This window comes from Streptomyces marincola (genome assembly GCF_020410765.1).
GTDB classification, from domain to species: Bacteria; Actinomycetota; Actinomycetes; order Streptomycetales; family Streptomycetaceae; genus Streptomyces; species Streptomyces marincola.
This window is the reverse complement of sequence record NZ_CP084541.1, coordinates 3,274,469-3,298,411: the sequence shown is the minus strand read 5'-3', so window position 1 is coordinate 3,298,411 and position 23,943 is coordinate 3,274,469. Positions and strand designations below refer to the sequence as shown.

Sequence of the window (23,943 nt, the reverse complement as noted above, 5' to 3'; positions counted from 1 at the left end):
GGAAGCGTGGATGTGGGAACGGACCGGGGAGACGGCCGGGTGGACGAGCGCTCGGCCGCCCGCCATGCCGATGAGCGCTCAGCAGCCGGTGGTCGGGCCCTGGGGCGGGGACTCGCCACAGCCGTCGCCGGTGGTGTCGCCCTCCTCCTCCCCACCGCTCAGCCACACGTGGAGCCCGCTCACGGGCTGCTGCCTCAGGTCCAGGTCGAAGGCATCGGCAAGTTCAGGTGCCGGTGCCGGGGACGGTGCCGAGGATGGTGTCATGGGGCTCTCCTCCTGATGGGATCACTGGCGTTATGCCGGGAGAACGGTGTGCTGCCGATGGGGCGTGGGCAGCGCGGTCAGCTGATGGTCAGCTGATGGTCAGCCGGATGCTGGGCTTCTCGATGACGACGCCTGGGGGTGCGAGGTCGTCGAGCCGGTGGACACGGACCTCGGGCTCGCCCTGGTGGCGTGCAGTGGTGTTCCAGCGGATGACCTCGTCGGCGAGTGCGAGGCCGAGGTCTTCCCGGTCGGGGCCGTGCGCGACGACGCCGAGTTCGAACTGGTCGGCGTGTTCCGGTGCGGAGCGCAACGCGAGGTAGGCCAGGGAGCTGTCGGTCCAGATCGCCGCCGCGCCGGTGCCCAGGACCCAACCGACCAGCCCCCGTTCCGCGGCGGCCCGGCTCGCGCGCAGCCGGCCGTACGGGGCGACCACCCCGGCGAGCCACACATCGAGGTGAGGAAGGACCCCCTCAGAACCGGTCAGCCGTACCCCTGTCCACACCTCGTGGCCGACTGAGGAGAACGCCGCACGGAGCGCGGCTTCGTCACAGGGCTGTCGCTCGTCGACGGTCAGCCTGACATCCTCGTCGGCCAGCCGGACGATGCGCGGCGCGTCCGCGCTTTTCCCTCGCATGGCGAGAAAGCCGGAGACGATCGTGGTGTCGCTCCTCAGCTGGTCTCCGCGCCACGCGAAAGCGAACGTGCGGGACAGGCCACGGAAGCGTAGCGGGACGACCAGCCGTCCGCTGCCGGACAGCTGGTCGAGCCACGTTTCCGGTAGATCGGCCGACCCGGCGGTCACGATGATGCGGTCCCAACCGCCGGCAGGAGTATCGGGAACCGGCAACGCCCCGTCGCCCGTTCGCACCTGTACCCGCTGGTACCCGGCATCGTCCAGGAGCCGGCGTGCGCGGCCGGTGATGTCCGGATCGATGTCGAGGCTCGTGACGACGCCGGCAGGTCCGACGAGCTCGGCCAACAACGCGGCGTTGCAGCCCCCCGAGCCGATCTCCAGCACACGCATCCCCGGAGCCAACCGTGCCGCCTCCAGCATGCGCGCGTGCAGCCAGGGCGCCGAGACCGAGCTGACGACGCGCCCGTCGTCGGTGCGCTTGGTGAAGATCGCTTCGGGCGCTCCATAGACCTCCGCCGCAGGTACGTGCGGTGCGAAGCGGTGACGCGGGACGGCACGGAACGCCGCTTCCACCGCCGGATGCACGATGGCGCCGCTTCGCACCAACTCGTGCACCATGCGCTCGCGCAGCTCCCCGGCGCCTGCCGACGCCTCTGCTGTCATGCGGTGTTCGTTCATCGCGCTACGTGAATCCTCACTGGACCCTGGCCTGTCTCCCGCCGCTGCCCGAGCCCTCCGAAGTGAGCCGCCTGACAGGACCGATGGGACGACGCCGACGTGGAAAGCCGTGGCCGTGTGCCCCGAGAACTCGGCCACGTTCCAAGGACACCTCAGAATCCGACCGGCGGATCACTGCCGTGGCGGACAACTGGCATCACCTCAAAGCTCGGGGATGTGTCGCGTTCGGCGCGAGGGCGCATGGGCGGAGCACTTGGCGCGTATGGCGGCACGGCCGTCGCCCGTCTCGGCCGGTAGCAGGCCGTGGGGCGGTGTCGCTGAGTCGGGAGTCGTCAGCGTTCCCAAGCTGTGGATGTCGGACGTCCACCCGTGTGAGCGATGGTTCGCGAGGCGAGACGTTGACGCGCCGCCACCGGGCTCGGTCAGTCGGAGTGGATGACGGTGACCACGTACGACCACGTACATGGTCAGGACGCCTGTGCTGACCCAGTAGACGGTGATGGCGCCGGCCAGGGTCGCCTGCCGCCGGTCGCGGTTTCCGCCGAGTGCCTGTCCGTGGGCGTAGGAATCGACAGCGATCTCGGCCACGGCGGCCTCGAACCGCCGACGGCGCGGGCTGCTCATCTTCCGCAGGGCGTCGCGCGCCTCGTTGCTGTACTGGAGGCGGTACCGGCGGCTCACGCGTCCAAGTCCTCGGCAGCGACGAAACCTGTGGAGTCCCCGGCCTCCAGCCGTCGGAACACCGCTTCCTGGGCGGCCCGGAGGTCCGGGCGGGTCTCCTGCGCCCAGTGGCCGAGCAGCAGCTCCAGATCCCCGGCCGCAGCCGCGCCGACCGCCTCGTCGAACTGCTCGCGCCGCTCGGGCGGCAGAGCGGCCCTGATGCCGTTGATGCTGGCGGGCAGTTCGATCTCCTCACCGTCCAGCCACGTTCGCCACACCGGCCCGACAGGATCGCCGGTCGTCTCGCCCATTCCGTGCCTCCCGAAGTGCTCGCCGCCACGGTAAGCGCGGCGGGCCCGCAGCATGACCAGGCGCACGCCGTCGGCCCGTTCCTCCCGCCGGGGTCTGCGGGGGAACGGGCCGTGGGCCGGTGGGACCGCCGGTGGTGCCTCGGCCGCCCCTTGAGCCGTACGGCTACCAGGTCTTCCCGGCCTGCTCCCGGATGGTGTGGTTGACCCGGTTGAAGAAGTTGGTCATCGCGATGTGCAGAGTAAGGGAGGCGAGTTGCTTCTCGTCGAAGTGGGCGGTCGCCGCCTCCCAGACCGCGTCGGTCACCCCCGGCGCGCCGTCCTGGATGCGCGTGACCGCCTCCGCGAGCGCGAGCGCCGCGCGCTCCGGCTCGGAGAAGAACGGCGTCTCGCGCCACGCGGCCACCTGGTGCAGCCGTTCCTCCGTCTCCCCGCGCCGCTTCGCCGACGCAACCCCGGTGTGGACGCACGCGCTGCACCCGTTGATCTGGCTGGCCCGCAGATGGACCAGTTCGAGCACGAGCGGGTCCACACCACCGGCGTGCACCGCCTTGATGAGATGCTGCACAGCCGTCATCACGTCGGGACCCACCGGAGTCTCCATGCGCACTGCCATCGGTCCTGCTCCTTCGGCGTTCGTTCGTCGGTTACCCGGGACGCTCCCGGCCCGTCATCACCCATGACGGAACGCGCCGAAGAAAGGTGACACCATGGCCGAACCCCACCCCGCCGACTCTGTGGCCGAGGCGTTCGAGGCCCAACGCGACCGGCTGCGCGCGATCGCCCACCGCGTGCTCGGGTCGCACGCGGACGCCGAGGACGTGATCCAGGAGACCTGGTTGCGGCTGTCCCGCCAGGACCCGGCGACCATCCGCAACCTGCCCGGCTGGCTGACCACGGTGGTCGGCCGGATCAGCCTCGACGTCCTCAGGTCGCGGCGGGCCCACCCCGAGGCGTCCCTCGACGCCCGGCTGCCCGATCTCGTGGTGACCGTCGACGACGGACCGGGGCCAGAGGACGACGTGGCGCTCGCGGACACGGTCGGGCTCGCGCTCCTCGTCGTCGTCCAGTCCCTCGGGCCGAGCGAACGCATGGCGTTCGTGCTGCACGACCTGTTCGCGGTGCCGTTCCACGACATCGCGCAGATCCTCGGCAAGTCGACCGATGCCACGAAGATGCTGGCGAGCCGCGCGCGCAGGAAGGTGCGGGCGACCGAGCAGCCGACGTCCTCGGGGCGGGAGCGGCGCGAGGTCGTCGACGCCTTCCTGGCGGCAGCCAGGGAGGGCGACTTCGACGGCCTGCTGCGCGTGCTCGACCCCGACGTGCGGCTGACCGCGGAGACGCCGGGCGGGACGGTCGTCAGCCTCGGCGCCACCGAGGTCGCCACCGGTGCGCGGCTGGCCGCAGGCGCGGCGGCACGGGGGCGGGCCGTGCTGGTGAACGGCCTTCCGGGGTGGCTGGCCTGGCACGCGGACGGCAGCCCGCTCTCGGTCCTCGCGTTCAGCGTCACCGACGGCCGGATCACCGCCATCGTCGCCGTCAGCGACCCCGCCCGGCTCGCGGCCATGGACCTGCCGGAACCGCGATGAGCCACCCACCGGGCCGTCGGCCCGTTCCCGCCGGGGCGTGTGGGGGGAACGGGCCGTGGTCCGGGGGGTTACAGGGTGCCGTCGACGATGCCTTGGCGGAAGGCGTTCCACTGTGCGGCGGCCCAGCGGAGTGGGGTGCGGTGGGGGTTTTTGGAGTCGCGGATGGCGATGCCGCCGCCAGGGAGGTCGGTGGCCTCCACGCACTGCGCCGCGCCGTTGCTGCGGGACGATTTGCGCCAAGTGGCGTTGGTGAGGTCGACGGTGTGGAGGTCGTCCGTGCGGGCGTTCACTGCCGGTTCCTTTCGATAAGGGTCCTGATGAGCTGCCGCGAGTCGTCCACGGACAGGGCAGCGGCGACGACACGTTCGAAGGCGGACTCGAAAACCTTCACGTCTTCCGTTCCCTCCACGAAGTAACCGCCCTGAATATTCTCCAGGTTGACCACGGTGGCCCATGGATGTGGAAAGCGTACGATCTCGAAGAGACCGAGCATGCCGGGATTCGGGGTAGCGATCAGCGGCATGACCTGGATGGTGACGTTCGGCAGCTCGGTCATGTCCAGCAGGTGCTTCAGCTGCTGGCGCATGAGGAACGGCTGGCCGGCGAACCGCTGGTGCAGCCCGGCCTCGTGGACCACTGCCCACAGCTTCAATGGGCGCCCCTCCGGCCTGGTCGTGAGAATGGCCTGGCGCATCTTCCGGATCTCAGCGAGGGCGGCGACCTCCTCAGAGGTATGCGTGGTCGAGATCCCGGCGATGATTTCGCGTGCGTACGGGCCGGTCTGGAGCAGCCCTGGCACCAGGCCCGGTGTGTAGATGTGGACGCTCTCCGCGTCCGTCTCCAGCGTCAGGTAATCCTTGTAGTTCAGGGCGACGACATCCCCGTACGCCTGCCACCAGCCCTGTTTGCCCGCGTCCTTGGCCAGGCCCTCCAGTGCCGCGATCACCTGGGGGTCGGTGACGCCGTACTGGGACAGGAGCTTGGCGACGTCCTGCGGCAGCAGGCGGGCGACGGCCGTCTCGATGCGGGACAGCTTGCTGTCGTCCCAGCCCATGGCGGTGGCCGCCGTCACCAAGGTGACCCCGGCCTCGTGCCGGTACCTCCGCAGGGTCCCGCCGAGCCGACGCCTGCGCAATGTTGGGATGGCCCGAACATTCGGCATGGTGCTATTTCACACCCCTCCGGTGCTGGAAAAGAAGGTTTGGGTGCGCGGAGGTACCGCGCGGGTGCGGCAGACGCGGTGCGAGGTGCCCTTTCCCCTGTCAAAGGCGCTGCCAAGCTTGCCTGTTGACTTCCTGGTGCCGCATTCTTCCTTTCCCAACGCGTGATCGCAGGCCGTTCCCGCGCGATTACCCGGAGTCGAACGCCTTTCCGGCGACGAGGGGTCACCATGACCACGATCTGCCGCACGTTCCCGCCCACCCCGCCGCCCGCCTGGCTCGTGCCGGGGATCCGCGTCCGCGACGCCGCCTCCCGGGGGCTGGGCGTCGTTCTGCTGCTCCAGGACGCGCGGCGCGAGGTCAGCACCCGGTGGATAAGCCGTCCCGTGCGGGCGTTGCTCCGCGCCGACTGCTGGGGCGGCCCGCTGTGGTGGGCCCCGGCCGCCGGACTGTCCCCGGCCGACGAGTGCGTCCGCTGCCTCGGTCACTGCCCGTTGCCCGCCCTCGCGTGAGAAGGACGTGGATTGCTATGTCTGTTCGCTGTGCCCAAAGGTCCGCGCCGCCCTTGACCTGGGGCCGCACCAGCTGCCCGTTCCCCATGCCGCCGCGTGGAGCGCGGAACGGACCGCCGTCGCGGGCGCGTTGACCGTCAGGGCCGACGGGGCCGGGCTGGCCTACCGGGACGAGAGGCCGGGCGACCGGGACGGGCAGGGCGTGCTGTGGGCCCGGATCGGCCAGGCGCAGGGCCAGGGACGGCCCAACTTCCGCGCGCTGCACTCGGGTCGGCAGCGCGGCGCCATGCTGGACAAGCTGTGCCAGGTGTGCGGCGGGCAGGCGAGCAGGACCGGCCGGGGCTGGCTGTTCCTTCTGCAACGCCCGGCCCCGCCGCCGGAGGGCCGGGACTGGCCCGAGGGGCTGCTCTGCACGAAGCCCCCGGTCTGCCGCCCGTGCGCCGCGCTGGCCATGCGCCACTGCCCGCACCTGACCGACCCGGTGGTCGTGCGGTCGCGCAAGCCGAGGACGTGGGGGGTGTTCGGCGGCTTCTTCACGCCCGCGCCGGACGGCGGCCTCACCCCGCACGCCGACTCGGCCCTGCCCTACGGCGACGCGCGGGCGCCGTGGTTCCTCGCCTCCCAGCTCGTCGTCGAACTCACCCGCTGCACGGTCGAGTCCGCGCCCCGGCCCGTGCGGTGAACGGGCGCCCGCGCGGTCACAGGCGGAAGCGGGGGGCCTCGTCCGGTGGGGGGCGGTAGGCGCACATCGTGCCGGTGGAGACGGACGCGCGCAGGTGGGCGGCGAGTTCGGGGTGGCGGGTGTCGAGGCGGCGCAGCGTGTCGCGGATGCGCGCGGTGACCGTTTTGCGGGCGCGTTCCGCCTCGTCACCCAGGCGCCTGGTGCGCCCGCCGAGGCCGGCGGCCGTGCGCAACTCGGTGAGCAGCGCGGCGCGTTCGCGGTCGAGTTCCGCGGCGCGTGCCGCGTCGCCGCGCGCCGCCGCGCGGTCGACTTCGTCGTCCAGTTGTTCGAGGTGGCGCCGGTAGCGTGCCTTCGCCTCGTCGTCGAGCACGGGGTCGCCGCCGTACAGCGGCGCCTCGCCCGCCGGGTCGAGCAGCCGCCCGGCGGCGATGTCCTGGCCCGGCTGCCCGATGAGCCGCCACAGGTCGCGCAGCCCCTTGGCGTCCGGCAGGTGAACGGTGCGCCCCGCGTACCGCAGGGTCCACACCGAGCCGTCGAAGCGGAACTCGTCGGTGCGGCGCGGCTCGTGCGGTGCGGCCAGGGCGGTCGCCGCCTGCTCCTCGATGTGCCGCAGGCCCAGGCGCGCGGCCTCCTCCTCCGCCTCGCGCAGCAGCGCCCGCGCCGTGTCCGCGTCGCCCGGCCGCCCCCGGCCGAGCAGCGAACGGCCCAGGCCCAGGCGCGCCCTGACCGCCCACGGCCGGGCCAGCAGCCGGTCGGCCGACGTGGCCGCCTCGGTGAACCCGGCCACCGCCGCGTCCCACCGTTCCTCGGCCTGGTCGAGCAGCGCCGACCACAGGGCCCAGGGGCCGCCGATGTCGAAGCCGAACAGGCCCACCGCCCACTGCCCGGTCAGCGGCGCCAGCTCCGCGCGGGCCCGCGCGATCAGGTCCGCGTCGCCCGACAGGGCCGCGGTCTGCGCCTGGAAGCGCAGCCACAGCGCCTCGGCGTACCGGGGCCTCGGCACCGGCAGGGACGTTTCGTACTGCCGCAACGCCGCTGCCGCGTCGCCCTGTTCTGCGGCGGCGATGCCCGCGACCAGCTCGGGGTGCGCCTGGGGCTTGGCGGCCCCGGCCGCGTTCGCCTCGGCCAGTTCGGGGAAGCGGCCTTGCGCCAGCAGGAGGCCGCGGCGCATGTGGTCGCGGAACGCCCCCATGTGCTGGGCGTTCCCGGCGTGGCGGGTCAGCTCGACGAGTTCCGCGTGCAGGTCCTCGGCCTCGGTGAAGCGTCCGTGGAGCGCGGCGACGATGGCGCGGTCCACGGCGGCCGACAGCCGGTAGCGCGGTCGGCCGGTGTGTTCCGCCGACTTCAGGAACGCGTCCAGTTGGTGCAGATAGGCGGGATCGCCGCGTTCGAGGAGCGTCACCCAGCCGAGCGCCGTCGAGAAGTGTTGCAGGTCCCGGTTGCCCCCGCGGCGGGCCAGACCGGCCAACTCGGTGATCAGAGCCTCGCGTTCGGCCGCTGTGCCCGGGCCCCAGATGGCGTCGTGCAGGGACCACAGGCTGAACGCGAGCGCGTCGTCGTCACCGGTGCGCCGCGCCAGCACGGCGCAGCGGATGCTCAGCTCGCGCACGACGCGTTCCAGCGTCGCCGGGTCGTCGCCGGTCGGCAGCGGCCTGCCGGCGGGGGTGCCGACGAGCCGCCGGTGCGCGTCGTGCAGGAGGTCGGCGTGCGGTCGGTCGATGCCGCCGCGCGACGTCACGCCGTGCGAGTCGTGCAGGGACAGCGCGACGCGGGCCAGCAGTTCCGCGTCGTCGAGCGCGCGGGCCGCCTCGGCGCAGCGCGCGAAGGCGGCGGCTGCCCCCGCCGCGTCCCCGGTGTGGCGCAGTTCGGCGGCGAGGTCGAGGCCGACCAGGACGTGGCGGCGCGGGCCGAGTGCCTCGGCCAGGCGGAAGGCGTCGCGCATGTGCCCGAGCGATTCGTCGAACGCCATCCGCCCCTTGGCGTCCTCGGCGGCGGACCGCAGGAGTTCCACCGCGTGCGCGGGGTCCAACTCGTCGCCCGCGAGGCGCGCGTGCCGCGCCAGGTCGGCGGGCGGCACGAGGTCGGAGAGCGCGGGCTCGTCGGCCAGCGCGCGGACGACGGCGGCGTGCCGGCGCCGCCGCTCCCCGCCGTCCAGCGACTCGTGCAGCGTTTCGCGCACCAGGTCGTGGGCGAACGCGAACCGGTCGGGGCCGTCCCGCGCGACGAGCCGGGCCGCCTCCGCGTGCGCGAGCAGCCGGTCCACCTCCGTGCCGGTCCCCGGCGCGGTGGCCGCGAGCACCCGGCGGTGGAACGCGCGGCCGAGCACGGCGGCCCGGGTCAGCAGCGCCACGACCTGCTCGGGCAGCAGCCCGAGCCGCCGCCGCACCGCCTCGCGCACGCCGGGCGGCACGCCGGTGCCCTCGCCGCCGTGCCACAGGCGTGCGGTCTGCTCGACGAAGAACGGGTTGCCGCCGGTGTGCCGGTGCACCCGGGCGGCCAGGGCCGCGTCCGGGGCGGCGCCCGTGGTGCGGGCCATGAGCGCGCCGACCTCGTGCGGGGCGAGGCCGGTGAGCGCGAGGGTGGTGGCCCTGGACACCAGGGGCATCAGCAGCGCGTGCAGCGGGTGGTCCTCGGCGGCGACGTCCGTGTCGCGGTAGGTGCAGATCAGCAGGAGGCGTTCGAACCACGTGTGCCGGGCGGCGAAGTCGAGCAGCCGCAGCGATCCGGTGTCCGCCCAGTGCAGGTCTTCGAGCACGAGCGCGACGGGCCGCCGCTGCGACACGGTGACCAGCGCCGTCGTCACCGCGTCGTGCAGGGCGAAGCTCTCGGCCCCGCCGCCGTCCCCGCCGGTCGTCCAGCCCGCCAGGTCGGCGCCCGCCGCGTCTTCCGCCGCCGCCCACTCCTCGGCCGTCGCGGCCCGCCGCAGCCCGCGGACCACCTGGGTCCACGGCCAGTGGCCCGGGGCGTTCTCCGCGTGCCAGCAGGAGCCGCCGAGCACGAGGGCACCGCGCGCCCTCGCCTCCTCGGCGGCGCCCGTGACCAGCGTGGTCTTGCCGATGCCCGCCTCGCCCGTGACCAGGACGAGGCCGCCGTGGCTGGTCGTGGTGCGGGCGATCTCGGCGCGCAGCACTCCGGCGGCGTGCTGCCGCCCGATCATGGTGTCGAACACGTGGTCCCGTCGTGCTCGCGTCAGCCGGGCAGCGGGCCGGAACCGGTGTCCCGTTCGCTGTTGGGCGCCGTGCCGTTCGGCGCGGTGCGGGTGGTGCCGCGCACCTGGAGGTGGCCGAGCAGGTGCCGCGTCGCCTCCGCCACCTCGGCCACCGCGGCGTCGAACACCTCGCGGTTGTGCGCCGCGGGCGACCTGAATCCGGACACCTTGCGCACGTACTGGAGGGCCGCGGCGCGGATGTCGTCGTCGGTGACCTCGGGCGTGGCCGGCGGGCGCAACGTCTTGATGCTTCGGCACATGCCACCAGTGTGCACCCGTCCCGAACGCCCATCCGAGCGCAATAGTCCACACAGGGCCCGTCATCGTCCACAGGTACCGGCCTAGCATCGACCGCACGCCGCAGCCGGCCGGCACCGGTGCTCTCCTTCCGCGACCCACCCCACGGGTCGCTTCCCCCACAACCCCCACACCGGACGGAGAATCCCCATGCGCAGGACGAGCGCGCGATTCAAGCTGGCCAGTGCCATCGCCGTGACGGCCGCCGCGGCCACCCTCGGCGGCATCACCGCCGCCGGAGCGGCCGAGCCGGCCGCCGAGCCCGGCGTTCTCGCCGTCGGCACGCCCACCGGCTTCGGCGCCGCGACCACGGGCGGCGCGGGCGGCGACATCGTCACGGTCTCGGACGCGGACGCGTTCATCGAGGCCGCCGAGAGCGACGGGCCGCTCCAGATCGAGGTCGACGGCATGATCGAGCTTGACGACATGGCCGACGTGTCGTCCGACAAGACGATCATCGGCGTCGGGGCCGACAGCGGGTTCGACGGCAGCGGCCTCAACATCAGCGAGGCCGACAACGTGATCGTCCAGAACCTCACGTTCGCGAACTCCAACGACGACGGCATCAACGTCCAGTACGCGACGAACGTCTGGATCGACCACAACGGCTTCACCAACCCGAACGACGGCGCCCTCGACATCAAGCGCGCCTCGACGGACATCACCGTGTCGTGGAACCACACCTACGACTCGGACAAGAACATGCTCCTCGGGCACGACGACGACAACGCCTCCGAGGACGTCGGCAAGCTGAACGTCACCTACCACCACAACTGGTTCGACGGCGTCAACCAGCGCAACCCGCGCGTGCGCTTCGGCGACCCGGTGCACGTCTACAACAACTACTACAACGACATCGGCAGTTACGGTGTCGCGTCCACCGAGGACGCCGGCGTGCTCGTCGAGGCCAACTACTTCGAGAACACCGACGACCCGTTCCACCTCGGTGAGGGCGACTCCGGGCCCGGCAGCCTGGTGGCCGTCGACAACCACTTCGAGAACTCGGGCGAGGGCGAGACCGGCGGCTCCGTCGCCGACATCCCCTACAGCTACACGCCGGACGCCGCGGCGGACGTCAAGTCCATCGTGACCGGCGGTGCGGGCGTCGGAAACATCTGACCGACGCGGGGCGCGTCGGACTCCGACGCCGACGGGGGCGCCGCGGCCGACGGGCCGCGGCGCCCTCCCTTGTCGGCAGGTCCCCCTGCCGCTATCGTCCACGCCACCCCAGGCGTCGGGTGAGAAGCGAGGCCCCCCATGGCGGAACGCGGCCCCGGCCCGGACCGCCGGCCCACGGTCGGCCTGGTCACGGCCAACATCCACCTGGGCGTCGGCGCGACCCTGTGGTCCGGCGTACTGGAAGCCGCGGAACGAGCGGACGTCAACGTCGTCTGCTTCCCGGGCAACGCGCTGCGCCCCGGCGGCGGCGACCCGCGCAACGCCGTCTACGACCTCGTCGGCTCTGGCTGCCTCGACGGCGCGATCTGCTGGTCGTCCACGCTCGGCGTGCCCGACGCGGGGGAGGACGGCGCGGGCCCCGACAGCCCCGCGGCGCGGCTGGCGCGCCACCTCGCCGGCCTCGGCCACGTGGTCAGCCTCAACCGGGCCATCGGCGGGCACGAGACGTTGCGCCTCGACTCGCACGCCGGGATGCGCGAAGCCGTCGGCCACCTGGTCGACCACCACGGCCGCCGCCGCCTCGCGTGCCTGCGCGGCCCGCTGGCCAACCCCGTCTCGCGCGACCGGTTCCGCGCCTACGCGGACGCGCTCGCCCGCCACCGCGTCCCGCGCGACCCCGCCCTGGTCTCCGCCTCGCTCGACTACGCGGCGGGCGCGGGCGCCACCGCCATGGGCGTCCTGGTCGACGTGCGCGGCCTGCGCCCGGGGCGCGACTTCGACGCCGTCGTCGCGTGCAGCGACGTGCTCGCCGCCGACGCCGTGCGCTTCCTCGCCGCGCGCGGCATCCGCGTTCCCGACGACGTCGCGGTGGTCGGGTTCAACGACTCGCTCGAAGCCCGCGTCAGCGACCCGCCGCTGACGTCCGTGGCGCTGCCGTTCGACGAACTCGGCACGCTCGCCGTCGACACCCTCGTCGCCCGGCTGCGCGGCCACGCGCCGCCCGCGCGGCGCGTGCTGCCCGGCACCCTCGTCACCCGCCGCTCCTGCGGCTGCCGCTCCCCGCTGGTCGGCCAGGGCGAGCCGGACGCGCCCGCCCCCGAGGGGCCGCCGCTGGCCCCCGCGCTCGCCGCCGCGCTGCGCCGTCCTGGGCTCGCGTTCCTCGACGCGCTCGAACGGCACATCGCCGACCACGTGCACAACGCGGCCGACGCCGCCGCGCTCGACCGCGCGTTACTGGGCGCGCGCGCCCGCGCGGGCGCCGTCACCGAGGGGGGCGCGCGGTCCCCGGTCGACGTCGAGCGGCTGCTCGGGCAGGCGCGGCTCATGGTCGCGGACAAGGCGCACCGCCTCGTCGAGTACGCGCACTGGACGGAGGAGCAGCAGGCCAGGCGGCTGCGGGAGTTGGCCACCGCGCTGACCGCCGTCACCGACACGGCAGCGCTGCGCGACGTGCTCGACCGGCACCTGCCCGACCTCGGCGTCCCCGGCTGCCGCATCGCGCTCGCCGGCGAACGGCCCGGCGGGCCGGTGGCGGCCGGTGGAACGCCGCGACCGGCCGGGGCGCCGCTGCTCACCGCCGACCTGCTCCCGGCCGGCCGCCGGTTCACCGCCGTGCTCGAACCCCTGCACATCGGTGAAGAACGCCTCGGGTTCGCGGTGTTCGAGGCGGGCCCCCGGCACGCCGCCGCCCGGGACGGCGCCCTCTACCGCGCGCTCGGCGACCAGATCAGCGCGGCGCTCGGCGGAGTCCGCCTGTTCACCGAGGTGCGCAGGGCGCGCGACGTCGCGGAACGCGCCAGCCGTTTCAAGACCCGGCTGCTCGACAACGCCACCGACGAACTGCGCACACCCGTCGAGGCGATCCTCAGCCACACCCGGCCGGGCGACGCCGCGCACGAGGAGGCGGGCCGGCTGCTGCGCCTCATCGACGACCTGCTCGACCTCTCGCGTTCCGACGTCGACGCCCTCGCCCTCGACCGGAGCCTGACCGACCCGCGCCCGCTGCTCGCCGAGGCGCTCGGCCTGCTCGACCGCGCCGCGGACCGCCGCGCCGGGCGCGCGGCCGACCCCGCCGCCGCCGACCCCGCCGCCGGCGACCCCGCCGCCGGCGGGCACCGCCTGCCGCGCCGCCTGCCCCTCGTCCTGGCCGACCCGCGGCGGCTGCGGCAGCTCCTGCGGAACGTGCTGGCCGCCGCGGGCGGCGCACGCGCCCGCCTCGACGTCCTCGTCGGCCCCGCCGCGCTCGCCGTCCACGTCACCAACCCCGACCTCGTGCTGCCGCCGGACGACGACGTGCTGTTCCACCCGTTCGCGACCGGGGAGCCGGGCGCCCGCCTCGGCCTGGCCATCGCCCGCCGCCTCGCCGTGCTGCACGGCGGCGCCCTGACCGCCCACCGGGGCCCTGACGGCCGCGGCTTCCACCTCACGCTGCCGCTGCCCACACCCGCCGAGCCGCCGGCGCCGCGCCCCCCGGGCCGCACCCTGCTGGTCGCGGCCGACTCGGCCGTCTCCACCGAGGTCGCCGCCCTCGCCCGCGACCACGGGCTGCGCCCGCACCGGCTGCACCCGGACGACGACCTCGCGGCCCTCGTCGCCCCGCCGGGGCCCGCCGCCGTCGCGTGGGACACCACGCACGCGACCGCGCACGAGTGGTCGGCCGTGCGCCGCCTGCACGACCACCCGGCGCTGCGGCACACGCCGTTCCTGCTCTACGGCGAGGCCGGGGGCGACGGGCTCGACCAGGCACTGCGCGCCCTGCGCCCCTCGGGCCTCGCGGCGCCCGTCGTCGTCGCGACAGGCTCCGCCCAGCGCCGCGAGACGTTCCGCCGCCTGCTCCCCGGGCGGCAGGTGCGGGCCGCGGCCGACGGGACGGCGGCGCTCGCGCTCATCGCGGAGGAGGCGCCCGGGCTGCTGATCGTCGACCGGGTGCTGCCCGACATGGACGGGTTCGACCTCGTCGAACGGCTGCCAGGCACACCGGCGTTGATGATCGGCGACCAGGGCTTCACGGCGGCCGACGCCCGCCGCGCCGATCCGCACCCCGGCCTGGTGCTGCTCGGCCGCGACATCCTCACCGGGCCGGAGACGGCGCGGCTGCTCGCCGCGATGACCGACGGAACCCCGCGCACGGCCGACCCCGCGCCCGTGCGCAACGCCCTGGTCTGCATCGAGCAGCGCTACCGGCACCGCCTGACGCGCTGGCAGATCGCGCAGGCCGCCGGGGTGAGCGAGGACCACCTCGGGCGCCTCTTCCACCGCGAACTCGGGCTCACGCTCTGGGAGTACCTGACCCGGCTGCGCATCAGGCAGGCCAAGGAACGGCTCCAGCACAGCGACGACAGCGTGCAGACCGTGGCCCGCGCGGTCGGCTTCCACGACCGCGCCTACTTCAGCCGGGTGTTCCGGCGCCTGACCGGCGTCGCCCCGCACGCCTTCCGCGACGCGACCTGACGCCGAGGCCCCGGCCCACGCTCCGGGCCCGCGCGCTGAGTGGCGGGGTGGCGCGGTGCCGTTCCGAACGGGAACGCGCGCGGGGCGCGCGGGTCGCGTACTCCGGGCGCCATGCCGGGGTGATCTCGGGGAAGCCGCTGGACGAGGCGAGTCACCCCCCTCATGAGAGCCTTCGCGGGCATCTTCGAGGGCGAACTCGGCGTCGGCATCGGCGTCTCGTCGCCGCACGGAACGCCCCTCCCGTACCGGGTCACCGTCGAGGAGGAGCGCATCGCTGTCGACATCGCGCACGGCGGCCGGTGACCGGCAGCGCCGGTACGCGTGCGGCGCCGCGCCCCGCACCTCCCGCGGCCGTTCCGGCGGCCACGGAAGGTGCGCGAACGGGCGGCGTTCAGTCGGCGGGGGCCACGCGGATGTGGTTCCCGTCGGGATCGGCGACGACGAACGTGCGGCCGAAGACCTCGTCCCTGGGCTCCTGGACCACCTCCACGCCCTTGGCCACCCACGCCCGGTACCGCTCGTCGATCACCTCGGGCCCGCCGGGCAGCGCCACGCACACCTCGCTGGTACGCGGCGTGGACCGCGCGACCTCGACCGCGCCCGACCACACGGCCAGCTGGACGCGGTCGGCGAGGTCGAAGGCGATGAAACGGGGCGACGTGAACGCGGGGGAGACCCCGAGGAGGTCTCCGTAGAAGCGGGCCGACGCGGGCGCGTCGGTCACGTGGACGATGAACACGAACGGATCGGACATGAGTGCCCTACCTCTCTTCGGCGCTGCGGACGGGACAGATCATGGGCGGCAAACATGACAGGATCCGGCGCGTTTTCCGGGAGAGTTGGCGCATGACGCCCGACCGGTTCTTCTCCCTCCTCGTCGCCCTCAGGGCGAGCGCGACCACCACGACCGCCGACCTGGCGGCCCTGCTCGGCGTGTCGGTGCGGACGGTGCTCAGGGACCTGGCGTGGTTGCAGGAGGCCGGCTTCCCCGTCCTGGTCCGCCGGGGCCGCGCCGGCGGCGTGGCGCTGCTGCCCGGCGGGGCGCTCGACACCGGCAGGCTCACCCCGGCCGACCGGGACCAGCTCGCGCTGTACGGCCTGGACGACCGGCAACGCGACCTGCTCGGCGCGTCCGCCGACCACCGGCGCGTCCGGGCCAAGGTCGCGCCCCGGCGCACGATGGGGGACGACCTGCTTCCCCTGAGCGCCGTCGTGACCGCGGACAACGAGCCGTGGTGCGGCCGGCAGGCCGAGGGGGTCGCCCCGGCCGCGCTCGTGGCCGACCTGCGCCGGGGCGTCCGGCTGCGCGTGCGCTACCGGCGGTCCGAGGAGCCCGACGCCGCCTGGCGGCTGGTCGACCCCTACGGCCTGCTCGCCAAGGGCGGTCGCTGGTACCTCGTGGCCGACCGCGCGGGAGCCGCGCGGCTGTACGCGCTGGAACGCGTCACCGACTGGCGGCCCACGCGCGTGCCCCGGCGCCTGCGCCCCGGCGCGACCCTGCCCGGTGTCGCGGCCGAGCTGACCTCGCGCGCGCCCGAGGCGGCCGACGGCATCCGGGTCCGCGCGCTGCTCGATGTCCGGCAGCTCGACCGGGCCGCACGGATGCTCGGCGCCCGGCTCACGGTGCACGGGCGCACGGGGGCGGACGGGGCGCGGGCCGAGATCACGTTCGCCTGCCGCGTCCTGGACGACGTGCGCCAGCTCCTGCCGTTCGCCGGCGACCTCACCGTCACCCATCCGGCGCAGGCGCGCGACCACGTCCGCCGGCTCGCCGCCGAGCTCGTCAGGAACCACGCGTAGCGGCCGGGCGCACCGGCTCGGGGGCGCCCCCGGCGCGTCGGTTCAGGGGCGCGCGCATCGGGGCGCCGGGCGCGCTCCCCGGGCCGTGGGGGCGCCGGGGCGGGAGAGTGGCCGTGGCACCGATGAGTTCCGCCGGCCGGACCGGTCCCCCCTCGAAGGGGTGCCGGTCCGCCCTGCCGCACCGGTCGCGACCCGGCCGGGCGGTGCGTACGGCCCGGCCCGCGGGAACGCGGGCGCGGCACCGTTCACGGAGGTGGGAGAACACCATGGAAGCCACGACGGTCTCGACCGACGGCACCGGCATCGCGATCACCCGCACCGGCACGGGGCCGCCCGTCGTCCTGGTCGACGGCGCCATGTGCCACCGGGCGTTCGGCCCCTCCCCCGCGCTCGCCGAGCGCCTCGCGCGGGAGTTCACCGTGTTCACCTACGACCGGCGCGGCCGGGGCGGCAGCGGGGACGGGGCGCCCTACGCGGTGGAGCGCGAGGTCGACGACCTGCGCGCGGTGATCGCCGCGGCGGGCGGCGCGGCCTGCGTGCACGGCGTGTCGTCGGGCGGCATCATCGCGCTCGAAGCCGCGGTGCGCGGGGCGGCGATCGACCGGCTCTCGGTGTTCGAGCCGCCGCTGCCCGGGCCCGCGCGGGTGGGGCCGGTCGGCGAGGGCGCCGCGGAACTCACGCCGCGCCTGGCCTCGCTGGTCGCGGAGGGCCGCCGCGGCGAGGCCGTCGAGCTGTTCCAGACCTCCATCGGCGTGCCCCCCGGCATGGTCGCGGCGATGCGGGACGCGCCGTTCCGCCCGGCGCTCGAAGGCATCGCGCACACCCTGGTCTACGACCTGACGGTCACCGCCGCCGCGCTCATGAGCCGGTACGCCGCCGTCGCCGTTCCGACGCTCGTGCTGTCGAGCACCGACACCAGCGCCGGGCTCGACGCGTCGGCGCGGGCCCTGATCGACACCGTGCCGGGCGCACACCGGCGCACGCTGCCGGGGCACTTCCACGAGGTGGCGCCCGACGACCTCGCCCCGGCGCTCACGGCGTTCTTCCGGCCCTGATCCCGCCGCTCCGGCGTCATCTTCTTCGCGGTGCTGCGAGAGGGCCGCCCGCCCCGGGGCCCGGCACGGCTGCCTGTCGAGCGGATGACCGGGAAAGCGCCACTCTGACCCGCTCGCTCACCTCGCCGGGCACCGCGTCGGTGCGCTGTTCGCCATGCTCCGCGACGGCGGCTTCCACGAACGCGGAACCCCACGCCGCACGTGAGGCAGGACATGGAGGCGCCCTCGGACGCCGGCGACGCGGCGCCGCTCACCCCGGCCCGGGGGCCACCTGGGTCTCCGCGATGACGGCGCCCGCCGCGTCACGTGCCGTGACGGTGACCTGCTCGCCGGCCGGCCCCTCGCCGAGATCGGCGTGGTACCCGCCCCATCCGGGCCGCCCGTCGAGCGTCAGCAGGTACGCCTCGGCGGCCCGGCCGTCGGCCGCGCGGACGGTCACGCGGGCGGGTTCCGCACCGGTGTGCCACGTTCCCGTGCACACCAGCGCGCCGCCCGCCTCACGGCAGGAGAGGGTGAGGCCGCCGGGCGGCTCGGACGCCCCGCCCCGCGAGACACGGGACTCCGCGTCGGCGAGCTCCGCCTCGAACGCGGCCTCGGGGGCGACGACGTGCCCGTGATCCTCCTCGGGGAGCAGGCCCATGCGCAGGCCGCGGCCGATGTCCACCGGCTGGCGGGGCCGCACCTCCCGTGCCTCCCGCACCTCCCGTACGGCCGGCGGCCCCGCAGCTGGTGGGGTCGGCCCTCGCCCCTGGTCGGCGGACGGAAGCACGGCGGGGAGCAGGGGCAGGGCGGCAGCCGCTGCGACCGCCGCACCCAGCAGGGCCACGCGCCGCCGCCTGCGCATCACCCTTCCCCTGCGCACCACCGCGTCCACGGGCGGGGGAACGGCGCCCAGGGCGTCCAGAGCCCCTTCCTCCTGTTCCCCCTGTTCCCTCAGTCCTTCCAGCCCCTCCAGCCGCCTCAGCCGTTCGCCGAACCCGCCGAGCGCCTGGCCGTCATGGACATCCCGTGTCATCGGGTCACGACCTCCCTCGCGATGTTCTCGGACAGCGCGCTGTCCTCCCTGAGCCGGCGCAGACCGCGGGCGGAGTGCGTGCGCACCGTGCCCACCCCCATGCCGAGCAGCGCGGCGACCTCCGTCTCGCTGCGGTCCTCCAGATACCGCAGGACCACGACCGCGCGCTGCTTGGGGGAGAGCCGGCCGAGCGCCTGCATCAGCGCGCCGCGCACCACGACCCGCTCGCTGCCGTCGGCCGCCGCGCGTTCGGGGAGCCACGAGGTCAGCCACTCGCGGAGCTTGATGCCCCGCAGCCTGTCCCGATGGACGTTGATCATGATCCGCCAGACGTAGGCGTCCGGGTCGTCGGCCCGCCGCACGCGCTCCCACCCGCAGTACGCCTTGGTCAGCGCGGTCTGCGCCAGGTCCTCGGCGTCGTGATGGTTGCCCGCCAGCAAGTACGCCGTGCGCAGCAGCCTCGTCCAGCGGCTGGTCATGAACGAGCGGAAGTCCGCCTCGACGCTCTCTCGCACGCGCTGCCCCGCCGTCCTCTCCCTCGCCTGCCATCCCTGCCCTGTCCAGACGCCCACCGGCGCGGTGAGCTAGGACAGCGGGGCGGTGCTTCCTCCCGTTTCCCCTTCTTCCGGCCCTTCCGGCCCGCCGGGCTCGTCCTGCTCGCCGCGGAACTCCATCCGGTCGAGGACGCGCCCCTCGGCGTCGTAGGCCGTGACGACCAGGTCTCCGTTGCCCATCGACCTGACCCCGGGGTCGGCGTGGTAGGTGCCCCAGCCGGGACGGTTGGGCAGTCTGAGCAGCTCGGCCTCGTAGCTCCCGCCCTCGAACTCGATGGTGATGCGCGAGGGGCCGCAGTCGGCGCGCCAGGCACCGCTGAAGACGATGTTGGGCACCTCCTGCTCGGGGGTGTGCCACTTGAACGAGAAAGAGGCGCTGATCCGGCCGTCGGCGAGATCGGCACCCCCGTACTGGTACGCGTCCCGCACCGCACGCCGGAAGGACTCCCGCGTGTCGTCGGCCAGCACGTACTTCTGATCGCTTGAGGGGATCAGCGCCATCACCATGCCCTGGCCAACGCCCACCCTCTCGAACGGCCGCACCACCGTCGCCGCGCCCGGCGCGGCGCAGCGCTGGGCGTCTCGCCCGCCGTACGAGCCGACCTGGGCGCCCGCCTGCCCCGCCGTCCCTCCGAGCAGTACGAGTACCGCCACCGCGGCCCCCGCGGACCGCAGCCACGTTCTGGTCATGTCGCTTGCCTCTCTCCCATGTCGGGTGTTCGTCGTCCGTCAGACGGCGGAACAGTGGGGAACCTAGGACACGGCGGAGAAGTCATGAGCGTGACGGCTGACGCTCCTGTCGGCGGGAGCCGGTGCGCTGGCATGATGGCGCGGTGCGCGCATCCGCCGGCGTCCCCCGCGTCCCGCGCCCCTCCCGCAGGCGGGCGGGGCTGCTCCTCGCGCTCGCCTCCGCCGTGGCGTTCGGCGGCTCGGGCGCCACGGCCAAGCCGCTGATCGAGGCGGGACTCGGCCCCCTGCACGTGGTGTGGATCAGGGTGGCGGGCGCCGCGCTCGTGCTGCTGCCCGTCGCCTGGCGGCACCGGGCCCTGGCGCGGCGGCGGCCGGCGCTGCTCGCGGGGTTCGGCCTGCTGAGCGTCGCCGGCGTCCAGGCGTTCTACTTCGCCGCGATCGAGCGCGTCCCGGTCGGCGTGGCGATCCTCGTGGAGTTCCTCGGGCCCGCCCTGCTGCTGGGCTGGATACGGTTCGTGCAGCGGCGCCGGGTCAGCGGGGCCGCCGCGGTCGGCGTCGCGCTGGCCGTGGCGGGCATGGCCTCGGTGGTCGAGGTCTGGGCGGGGCTCGCGTTCGACGCGGTCGGCCTGCTGCTCGCGTTCTGCGCGGCCTGCTGCCAGGTCAGCTACTTCCTCCTCGCCGACCACGGCAGCGAAGGGGACGACCCGCCCGACCCGCTCGCCGTCATAGCCTTCGGCCTGCTGGCCGCCGCCGCCCTCCTCACCGTGCTCGCCAGGCCCTGGGCCATGGACTGGGCGGTGCTCGGCGGCTCGGCCGCGCTCGGCGAGCGGCAGGTCCCGGCGCTGCTGCTCGCCTGCTGGCTGGTGCTCGTCGGCACCGTGCTCGCCTACCTCACCGGCGTGCTCGCCGTACGCAGGCTGTCGCCGCAGGTCGCCGGCGTGGTCGCCTGCCTGGAGGCGGTGCTGGCGAGCGTCTTCGCCTGGGTGCTGCTCGGGGAGAACCTGGGCCTGTGGCAGATCCTCGGCGGCTCGCTCGTGCTCGTCGGCGCCGCCATCGCCCAGCGCGCGAAGCCGGGCGCCGCGCCCGCGGGGCCGGGGGCTGCCGCGCCCGGTGGGGCGGACGCGGCGGAGGAGGGCGGGGCCGCGCCCGTGCCGAGCGCCCCGCGCTGAGCGCTGCGGGCGGCGCCTCGCGCCGCGCCGGGCCCGATGCCGCACGGTGGGCGGGCGGCGAAAGACCCGGAGGTGCTCCAGGACCCGCTTCTGCTCACCCGCTCAGGGCACCGGCGTGCCGGACGGCGGGATGTTGTGGTTGACGCGGAAGACGTTCTCCGGATCGTAGGTGCGTTTCAGCTCGGTCAGGCGCGCGTAGTCCTCGGGCGCGAACGCGGTGGACAGCCGCGCCGCCTCCGCGTCCCCGACGCCGAGGAAGTTGACGAACGCGCCTCCCGTGCCCCACGGGCGCACCGCCTCGTGGAGCGCGTCGGCCGCCGCCCCCGCGGCCGGGGCCGCGCCCGTGTACAGGGAGAACCCGGCCGAACGGTGCCCCACCGCGTTCGGGACGCGCGGCGGACGGGCGTACGCGCCGCCGAAATGGCGCAGTTCGGCGACGAACGGCGCGCGCGCCGCCGGTCCCGCGCCGGCCAGGACGGCGTCGACCGCCGCCGGGGGCAGACCCGTCAGCAGGGAGCCCCGGTCCTGGGCCGCCGCCGCCTCGGTCGGCTCGTGGTGGATGGAGCCGACCTCCCGGTAGGGCAGCTCGGAGATGGTGTCGAGCAGCGGATGGCCGACCGCGCGCAGCGGCGCGAGCAGCGGTTCCGCCTCCGCCGGCGGCCCGGACCAGGCGACGCGCACGTGGGTGACGTGCCGGCCGCGCAGCGGCGCGGGCACCCCGGGCACGTCCGGGTAGGTCATCAGCAGGACCGACGAGGCCATCTCGTCGGGCAGGTCCCCGCTCCCCGCCCACGCGGCCCAGGCGTGCAGCGCGTCCGCGCACGCCTGCGCGGGGAAGTACAGGCCGCCGCCGTACAGCCGGGCGATGGGGAACAGGGCGATCTCCATCGCGGTGACCACGCCGAAGTTGCCCTTGCCCGCGCCGCGCAGCGCCCAGAACAGCGCGGGCGCGGTGTCGGCGGTCACCGTGCGCGGTCGCGCGTCGGCCGTGACGAGGTCGAGGCCGTGCACGTGGTCGGCGGCGAAACCGTAGCGGCGGCCGAGGAGCCCGGCGCCGCCGCCGAGGGTGTAGCCGACGGCGCCCACGTGCGGGCTCGACCCGCTCAGCGGCGCGAGGCCGTGGGGCGCGCACGCCTCGATGACGTGCTCCCAGCGGGCGCCCGCGCTCACGCGCGCGGTACGCGCGCCGGGGTCGACGGTCACGTCGGTCATCCGGCGCGTGGCGATCAGCACCGCGTCCGGTCCCGCGGCCACCGAGGCGCCGTGCCCGGTGGCGAGCACGCCCACGGCCAGCCCGCGGTCCACCGCCTGCCCGACGGCGCGCACGATGTCCTCGGAGCCCGCGGCGCTTACGACGTAGGCGGGTCGGTGGTCGACCGCGAGGTTGAAGCCGGTCCGCTCGGCGTCGTAGCCGTCCTCACCGGGGTGGAAAACGCGTCCGACCCGTGTCGTTCTGCCTCTCACGCCCGCCACGCTAGGCCCGCCGCACGGGCGAGGTCTTGAACGAAACGGTCGGCGGTCGGGTGGGTGTCAGCCGCGGGCCAGGCCGTCGAGCAGGTAGCGCAGCAGGCGGTCCGCCTGCTCGCCCGGCACCTGGCCGCGCAGCCAGGCCGCCGCGGCGATCAGGGCGAACACGTCGGAGGCCGTGACCTCGGCGCGGACGGCGCCGGCGGCCACGGCGCGGGCGACGAGGCGTTCCCCGTCCTCGCGCATCCGCAGGCAGGCCGCGTGCAACTCCGAGGTCTCGTCGTCGAGGCTGCCGAAGAACTGGGCGGCCAGGCCGTTGTACGTGGCACCGTGCGCGGCCAGGGCGGTGACCCACTCGCCGAGGGCGTCGCCGGGCGCGTCGTGGTCGCGCAGCCGCTCGCCGAGCCGGAACAGGGCGGCGTGGCGGTCCCGCAGCAGCGCTTCGAGCAGGGCCCTGCGGGTGGGGAAGTGGCCGTAGAGCGTGCCGATGGCGACCCCGGCGCGGCGGGCCACGGATTCGAGCGAGGCGTCCGTTCCGTGTGCGGAGAAGACCGCGTCGGCCTCGGTCAGCAGCCGTTCGTAGTTGCGGCGGGCATCGGCACGCATCGCGTTCTCCCAGGTCGGTGGCGTGGGCGGGGGGACGACTGCTAAGTCGAGGGGCCCTCGATATGGTGACCCCGTCTCCCGAGGGCCCCTCAGATTACGCGGAGTGCGACATGATCCTGGTCACCGGCGCCACCGGCTCCATCGGACGGCACCTGGTGCGGCGACTCGCCGCCGAGAACGCGGAGTTCACCGCGCTGGTGCGAACGGCCGCCGCGGGGCGCGCCCTCGGCTGCCCCTACGTCGTGGGCGATTTCGACGACCCCGGCTCGCTCGCCGCGGCCTTCGGGCCGCGGGGCCGCGTCAGCCGGCTGCTGCTGAACACCGCCGGAGCCGTTCCCGTGCCCGACGGCACGCCGCAGCCCATGGTCCGCAGGCAGCTCGCGGCGATCGACGCGGCCCGCGCGGCGGGCGTCGAGCGCGTCGTCAAAATCTCGGCGTTCGGTGCCGCGCCCGGCGGGAAGCTGTCCGTGGGGGCGCACGGGGAGATCGAGCGGTACCTGGAACGTTCTGGGCTGTCCTGGTCGATGCTGCGGCCGAACGGTTTCATGCAGAACTTCGCGACCGGCGACGGCGGTTACGTGCGGGACGGCGCGCTGGTCGGGACCTTCGGCGCCGGTCGGGTGGCCTACGTCGACGCGCGGGACGTCGCCGCGTGCGCGGCGGTGCTGCTGACGGGGGACCGCGGTGCCGGGGAGGTGTTCGTGCCGACCGGCCCCGAGGCGCTGACGCACCGGGAGATCGCGCGGCGGCTCGGCCTCGGCTTCCGCGACGTCCCGGCGGCCGAGGCCGCGGCGGAGCTGCGGGCGCGGGGGCTGCCTGACGGGTTCGTGGCCGACCTGGTGTGGCTGTGGGAGGACATGGCGGCGGGCGGCCTCTCGGTGCTGACCGAGGACGTCGGCGCGCTGACGGGCCGCGCGCCGCGGACGTTCGACGACTGGCTGGCGGACGGCCGCCCCTGACGTGTTGAACAGATCGTTCAACATTATCCGTTGTCTATATTTCGTTGACAACCAATTGTTGTGCTCC

24 protein-coding genes are annotated in these 23,943 nt (G+C 74.7%); 10 read left to right on the top strand and 14 right to left on the bottom strand.

All coding sequences use genetic code 11. The annotated features are described in order from the left end of the window. Nucleotides 1-78: 78 nt before the first annotated feature. The 4 genes from LC193_RS14145 to LC193_RS14130 all read right to left on the bottom strand — a co-directional run bounded on the left by LC193_RS14145 (nt 79) and on the right by LC193_RS14130 (nt 3,160). Nucleotides 79-264, bottom strand: coding sequence for a hypothetical protein (locus LC193_RS14145; protein ID WP_086159721.1), 186 nt, complete (start codon nt 262-264; stop codon nt 79-81). Between the two features lie 88 nt (nt 265-352). Then, nucleotides 353-1,576: a methyltransferase, FxLD system gene (gene fxlM, locus LC193_RS14140; RefSeq protein WP_226074468.1), complete on the bottom strand. Its 1,224-nt coding sequence runs from the start codon at nt 1,574-1,576 to the stop codon at nt 353-355. Between the two features lie 677 nt (nt 1,577-2,253). After that, nucleotides 2,254-2,547, bottom strand: a complete 294-nt coding sequence (locus tag LC193_RS14135; protein ID WP_226074466.1) for a hypothetical protein — start codon at nt 2,545-2,547, stop codon at nt 2,254-2,256. Between the two features lie 163 nt (nt 2,548-2,710). Beyond that, on the bottom strand, nt 2,711-3,160 hold the full coding sequence (locus LC193_RS14130; RefSeq protein WP_226074465.1) for a carboxymuconolactone decarboxylase family protein: 450 nt from the start codon (nt 3,158-3,160) through the stop codon (nt 2,711-2,713). A 94-nt stretch (nt 3,161-3,254) separates the two neighbouring features. Here LC193_RS14130 and LC193_RS14125 point away from each other — a divergent pair, with 94 nt between their 5' ends. After that, nucleotides 3,255-4,133: a sigma-70 family RNA polymerase sigma factor gene (locus LC193_RS14125; protein ID WP_226074464.1), complete on the top strand. Its 879-nt coding sequence runs from the start codon at nt 3,255-3,257 to the stop codon at nt 4,131-4,133. A 68-nt stretch (nt 4,134-4,201) separates the two neighbouring features. Here the strand turns inward: LC193_RS14125 and LC193_RS14120 are convergent, their stop codons facing one another. Beyond that, nucleotides 4,202-4,423: a DUF397 domain-containing protein gene (locus LC193_RS14120; RefSeq protein ID WP_226074463.1), complete on the bottom strand. Its 222-nt coding sequence runs from the start codon at nt 4,421-4,423 to the stop codon at nt 4,202-4,204. Further along, on the bottom strand, nt 4,420-5,295 hold the full coding sequence (locus LC193_RS14115) for a helix-turn-helix domain-containing protein (RefSeq protein WP_226074462.1): 876 nt from the start codon (nt 5,293-5,295) through the stop codon (nt 4,420-4,422). Before LC193_RS14115 ends, LC193_RS14120 begins: the two co-directional genes overlap by 4 nt. A 228-nt stretch (nt 5,296-5,523) precedes the next feature. Here LC193_RS14115 and LC193_RS14110 point away from each other — a divergent pair, with 228 nt between their 5' ends. Together LC193_RS14110 and LC193_RS14105 are read left to right on the top strand one after the other, a co-directional pair. Next, on the top strand, nt 5,524-5,805 hold the full coding sequence (locus LC193_RS14110; protein WP_086159728.1) for a hypothetical protein: 282 nt from the start codon (nt 5,524-5,526) through the stop codon (nt 5,803-5,805). Between the two features lie 7 nt (nt 5,806-5,812). Further along, entirely contained in the window at nt 5,813-6,487 is a 675-nt protein-coding gene (locus LC193_RS14105) for a hypothetical protein (RefSeq protein WP_226074461.1), read from the top strand. A 16-nt stretch (nt 6,488-6,503) separates the two neighbouring features. On the opposite strand, the gene LC193_RS14100 is transcribed toward LC193_RS14105, so the two are convergent. Next, the gene (locus LC193_RS14100; RefSeq protein WP_450264593.1) at nt 6,504-9,644 is read right to left on the bottom strand and encodes an ATP-binding protein; all 3,141 of its coding nucleotides are present in this window, start codon (nt 9,642-9,644) and stop codon (nt 6,504-6,506) included. A 32-nt stretch (nt 9,645-9,676) separates the two neighbouring features. Then, nucleotides 9,677-9,955: a DUF2277 domain-containing protein gene (locus LC193_RS14095; RefSeq protein ID WP_226074458.1), complete on the bottom strand. Its 279-nt coding sequence runs from the start codon at nt 9,953-9,955 to the stop codon at nt 9,677-9,679. A 187-nt stretch (nt 9,956-10,142) separates the two neighbouring features. On the opposite strand from LC193_RS14095, the gene LC193_RS14090 reads away from it, so the two are divergent. From LC193_RS14090 to LC193_RS14080, 3 genes are all read left to right on the top strand, one after another. Then, the gene (locus LC193_RS14090; RefSeq protein WP_226074456.1) at nt 10,143-11,111 is read left to right on the top strand and encodes a pectate lyase family protein; all 969 of its coding nucleotides are present in this window, start codon (nt 10,143-10,145) and stop codon (nt 11,109-11,111) included. 138 nt (nt 11,112-11,249) lie between these two features. After that, nucleotides 11,250-14,561, top strand: a complete 3,312-nt coding sequence (locus LC193_RS14085; RefSeq protein WP_226074455.1) for a substrate-binding domain-containing protein — start codon at nt 11,250-11,252, stop codon at nt 14,559-14,561. A gap of 162 nt (nt 14,562-14,723) precedes the next feature. Then, nucleotides 14,724-14,864 carry a hypothetical protein gene (locus LC193_RS14080; RefSeq protein ID WP_226074454.1) on the top strand — a complete coding sequence of 47 codons (141 nt, stop codon included), beginning with the start codon at nt 14,724-14,726 and terminating at the stop codon, nt 14,862-14,864. 88 nt (nt 14,865-14,952) lie between these two features. On the opposite strand, the gene LC193_RS14075 is transcribed toward LC193_RS14080, so the two are convergent. Beyond that, on the bottom strand, nt 14,953-15,315 hold the full coding sequence (locus LC193_RS14075) for a VOC family protein (RefSeq protein WP_226074453.1): 363 nt from the start codon (nt 15,313-15,315) through the stop codon (nt 14,953-14,955). A 92-nt stretch (nt 15,316-15,407) separates the two neighbouring features. On the opposite strand from LC193_RS14075, the gene LC193_RS14070 reads away from it, so the two are divergent. Continuing rightward, a complete protein-coding gene (locus LC193_RS14070; protein WP_226074452.1) occupies nt 15,408-16,361 on the top strand; it encodes a helix-turn-helix transcriptional regulator in 954 nt (317 codons plus the stop codon). Nucleotides 16,362-16,627: 266 nt separating this feature from the next. Beyond that, nucleotides 16,628-17,416: an alpha/beta fold hydrolase gene (locus tag LC193_RS14065; protein WP_226074451.1), complete on the top strand. Its 789-nt coding sequence runs from the start codon at nt 16,628-16,630 to the stop codon at nt 17,414-17,416. A gap of 250 nt (nt 17,417-17,666) precedes the next feature. On the opposite strand, the gene LC193_RS14060 is transcribed toward LC193_RS14065, so the two are convergent. The 3 genes from LC193_RS14060 to LC193_RS14050 form a co-directional block, all read right to left on the bottom strand. Continuing rightward, nucleotides 17,667-18,431, bottom strand: coding sequence for a hypothetical protein (locus LC193_RS14060; RefSeq protein ID WP_226074450.1), 765 nt, complete (start codon nt 18,429-18,431; stop codon nt 17,667-17,669). After that, nucleotides 18,428-18,946, bottom strand: a complete 519-nt coding sequence (locus LC193_RS14055) for a SigE family RNA polymerase sigma factor (protein WP_086159737.1) — start codon at nt 18,944-18,946, stop codon at nt 18,428-18,430. The genes LC193_RS14060 and LC193_RS14055 overlap by 4 nt, the downstream gene beginning before the upstream one ends. 69 nt (nt 18,947-19,015) lie before the next feature. Then, the gene (locus LC193_RS14050; RefSeq protein ID WP_226074448.1) at nt 19,016-19,675 is read right to left on the bottom strand and encodes a hypothetical protein; all 660 of its coding nucleotides are present in this window, start codon (nt 19,673-19,675) and stop codon (nt 19,016-19,018) included. Nucleotides 19,676-19,818: 143 nt separating this feature from the next. On the opposite strand from LC193_RS14050, the gene LC193_RS14045 reads away from it, so the two are divergent. Beyond that, nucleotides 19,819-20,844, top strand: a complete 1,026-nt coding sequence (locus LC193_RS14045) for an EamA family transporter (protein WP_226074446.1) — start codon at nt 19,819-19,821, stop codon at nt 20,842-20,844. Nucleotides 20,845-20,946: 102 nt separating this feature from the next. On the opposite strand, the gene LC193_RS14040 is transcribed toward LC193_RS14045, so the two are convergent. Continuing rightward, nucleotides 20,947-22,308, bottom strand: a complete 1,362-nt coding sequence (locus LC193_RS14040; protein WP_226074443.1) for an FAD-binding oxidoreductase — start codon at nt 22,306-22,308, stop codon at nt 20,947-20,949. Between the two features lie 66 nt (nt 22,309-22,374). After that, entirely contained in the window at nt 22,375-22,917 is a 543-nt protein-coding gene (locus LC193_RS14035) for a TetR/AcrR family transcriptional regulator (RefSeq protein ID WP_226074441.1), read from the bottom strand. 62 nt (nt 22,918-22,979) lie between these two features. Between LC193_RS14035 and LC193_RS14030 the strand changes: the two genes are divergently transcribed. Continuing rightward, entirely contained in the window at nt 22,980-23,876 is an 897-nt protein-coding gene (locus LC193_RS14030) for an NAD(P)H-binding protein (protein WP_226074439.1), read from the top strand. Nucleotides 23,877-23,943 lie beyond the last annotated feature (67 nt).

What these genes read in the sequence shown, in the direction of transcription:
- LC193_RS14070 (WP_226074452.1), top strand. Translation starts at nt 15,408, where the DNA reads ATGACGCCCGACCGGTTCTTCTCCCTCCTCGTCGCCCTCAGGGCGAGC.
- LC193_RS14090 (WP_226074456.1), top strand. Translation starts at nt 10,143, where the DNA reads ATGCGCAGGACGAGCGCGCGATTCAAGCTGGCCAGTGCCATCGCCGTG.
- fxlM (WP_226074468.1), bottom strand. Translation starts at nt 1,576, where the DNA reads ATGAACGAACACCGCATGACAGCAGAGGCGTCGGCAGGCGCCGGGGAG.
- LC193_RS14110 (WP_086159728.1), top strand. Translation starts at nt 5,524, where the DNA reads ATGACCACGATCTGCCGCACGTTCCCGCCCACCCCGCCGCCCGCCTGG.
- LC193_RS14085 (WP_226074455.1), top strand. Translation starts at nt 11,250, where the DNA reads ATGGCGGAACGCGGCCCCGGCCCGGACCGCCGGCCCACGGTCGGCCTG.
- LC193_RS14080 (WP_226074454.1), top strand. Translation starts at nt 14,724, where the DNA reads ATGAGAGCCTTCGCGGGCATCTTCGAGGGCGAACTCGGCGTCGGCATC.
- LC193_RS14050 (WP_226074448.1), bottom strand. Translation starts at nt 19,675, where the DNA reads ATGACCAGAACGTGGCTGCGGTCCGCGGGGGCCGCGGTGGCGGTACTC.
- LC193_RS14145 (WP_086159721.1), bottom strand. Translation starts at nt 264, where the DNA reads ATGACACCATCCTCGGCACCGTCCCCGGCACCGGCACCTGAACTTGCC.
- LC193_RS14030 (WP_226074439.1), top strand. Translation starts at nt 22,980, where the DNA reads ATGGTGACCCCGTCTCCCGAGGGCCCCTCAGATTACGCGGAGTGCGAC.
- LC193_RS14060 (WP_226074450.1), bottom strand. Translation starts at nt 18,431, where the DNA reads ATGACACGGGATGTCCATGACGGCCAGGCGCTCGGCGGGTTCGGCGAA.
- LC193_RS14130 (WP_226074465.1), bottom strand. Translation starts at nt 3,160, where the DNA reads ATGGCAGTGCGCATGGAGACTCCGGTGGGTCCCGACGTGATGACGGCT.
- LC193_RS14135 (WP_226074466.1), bottom strand. Translation starts at nt 2,547, where the DNA reads ATGGGCGAGACGACCGGCGATCCTGTCGGGCCGGTGTGGCGAACGTGG.
- LC193_RS14125 (WP_226074464.1), top strand. Translation starts at nt 3,255, where the DNA reads ATGGCCGAACCCCACCCCGCCGACTCTGTGGCCGAGGCGTTCGAGGCC.
- LC193_RS14115 (WP_226074462.1), bottom strand. Translation starts at nt 5,295, where the DNA reads ATGCCGAATGTTCGGGCCATCCCAACATTGCGCAGGCGTCGGCTCGGC.
- LC193_RS14035 (WP_226074441.1), bottom strand. Translation starts at nt 22,917, where the DNA reads ATGCGTGCCGATGCCCGCCGCAACTACGAACGGCTGCTGACCGAGGCC.
- LC193_RS14075 (WP_226074453.1), bottom strand. Translation starts at nt 15,315, where the DNA reads ATGTCCGATCCGTTCGTGTTCATCGTCCACGTGACCGACGCGCCCGCG.
- LC193_RS14095 (WP_226074458.1), bottom strand. Translation starts at nt 9,955, where the DNA reads ATGTGCCGAAGCATCAAGACGTTGCGCCCGCCGGCCACGCCCGAGGTC.
- LC193_RS14100 (WP_450264593.1), bottom strand. Translation starts at nt 9,644, where the DNA reads ATGATCGGGCGGCAGCACGCCGCCGGAGTGCTGCGCGCCGAGATCGCC.
- LC193_RS14065 (WP_226074451.1), top strand. Translation starts at nt 16,628, where the DNA reads ATGGAAGCCACGACGGTCTCGACCGACGGCACCGGCATCGCGATCACC.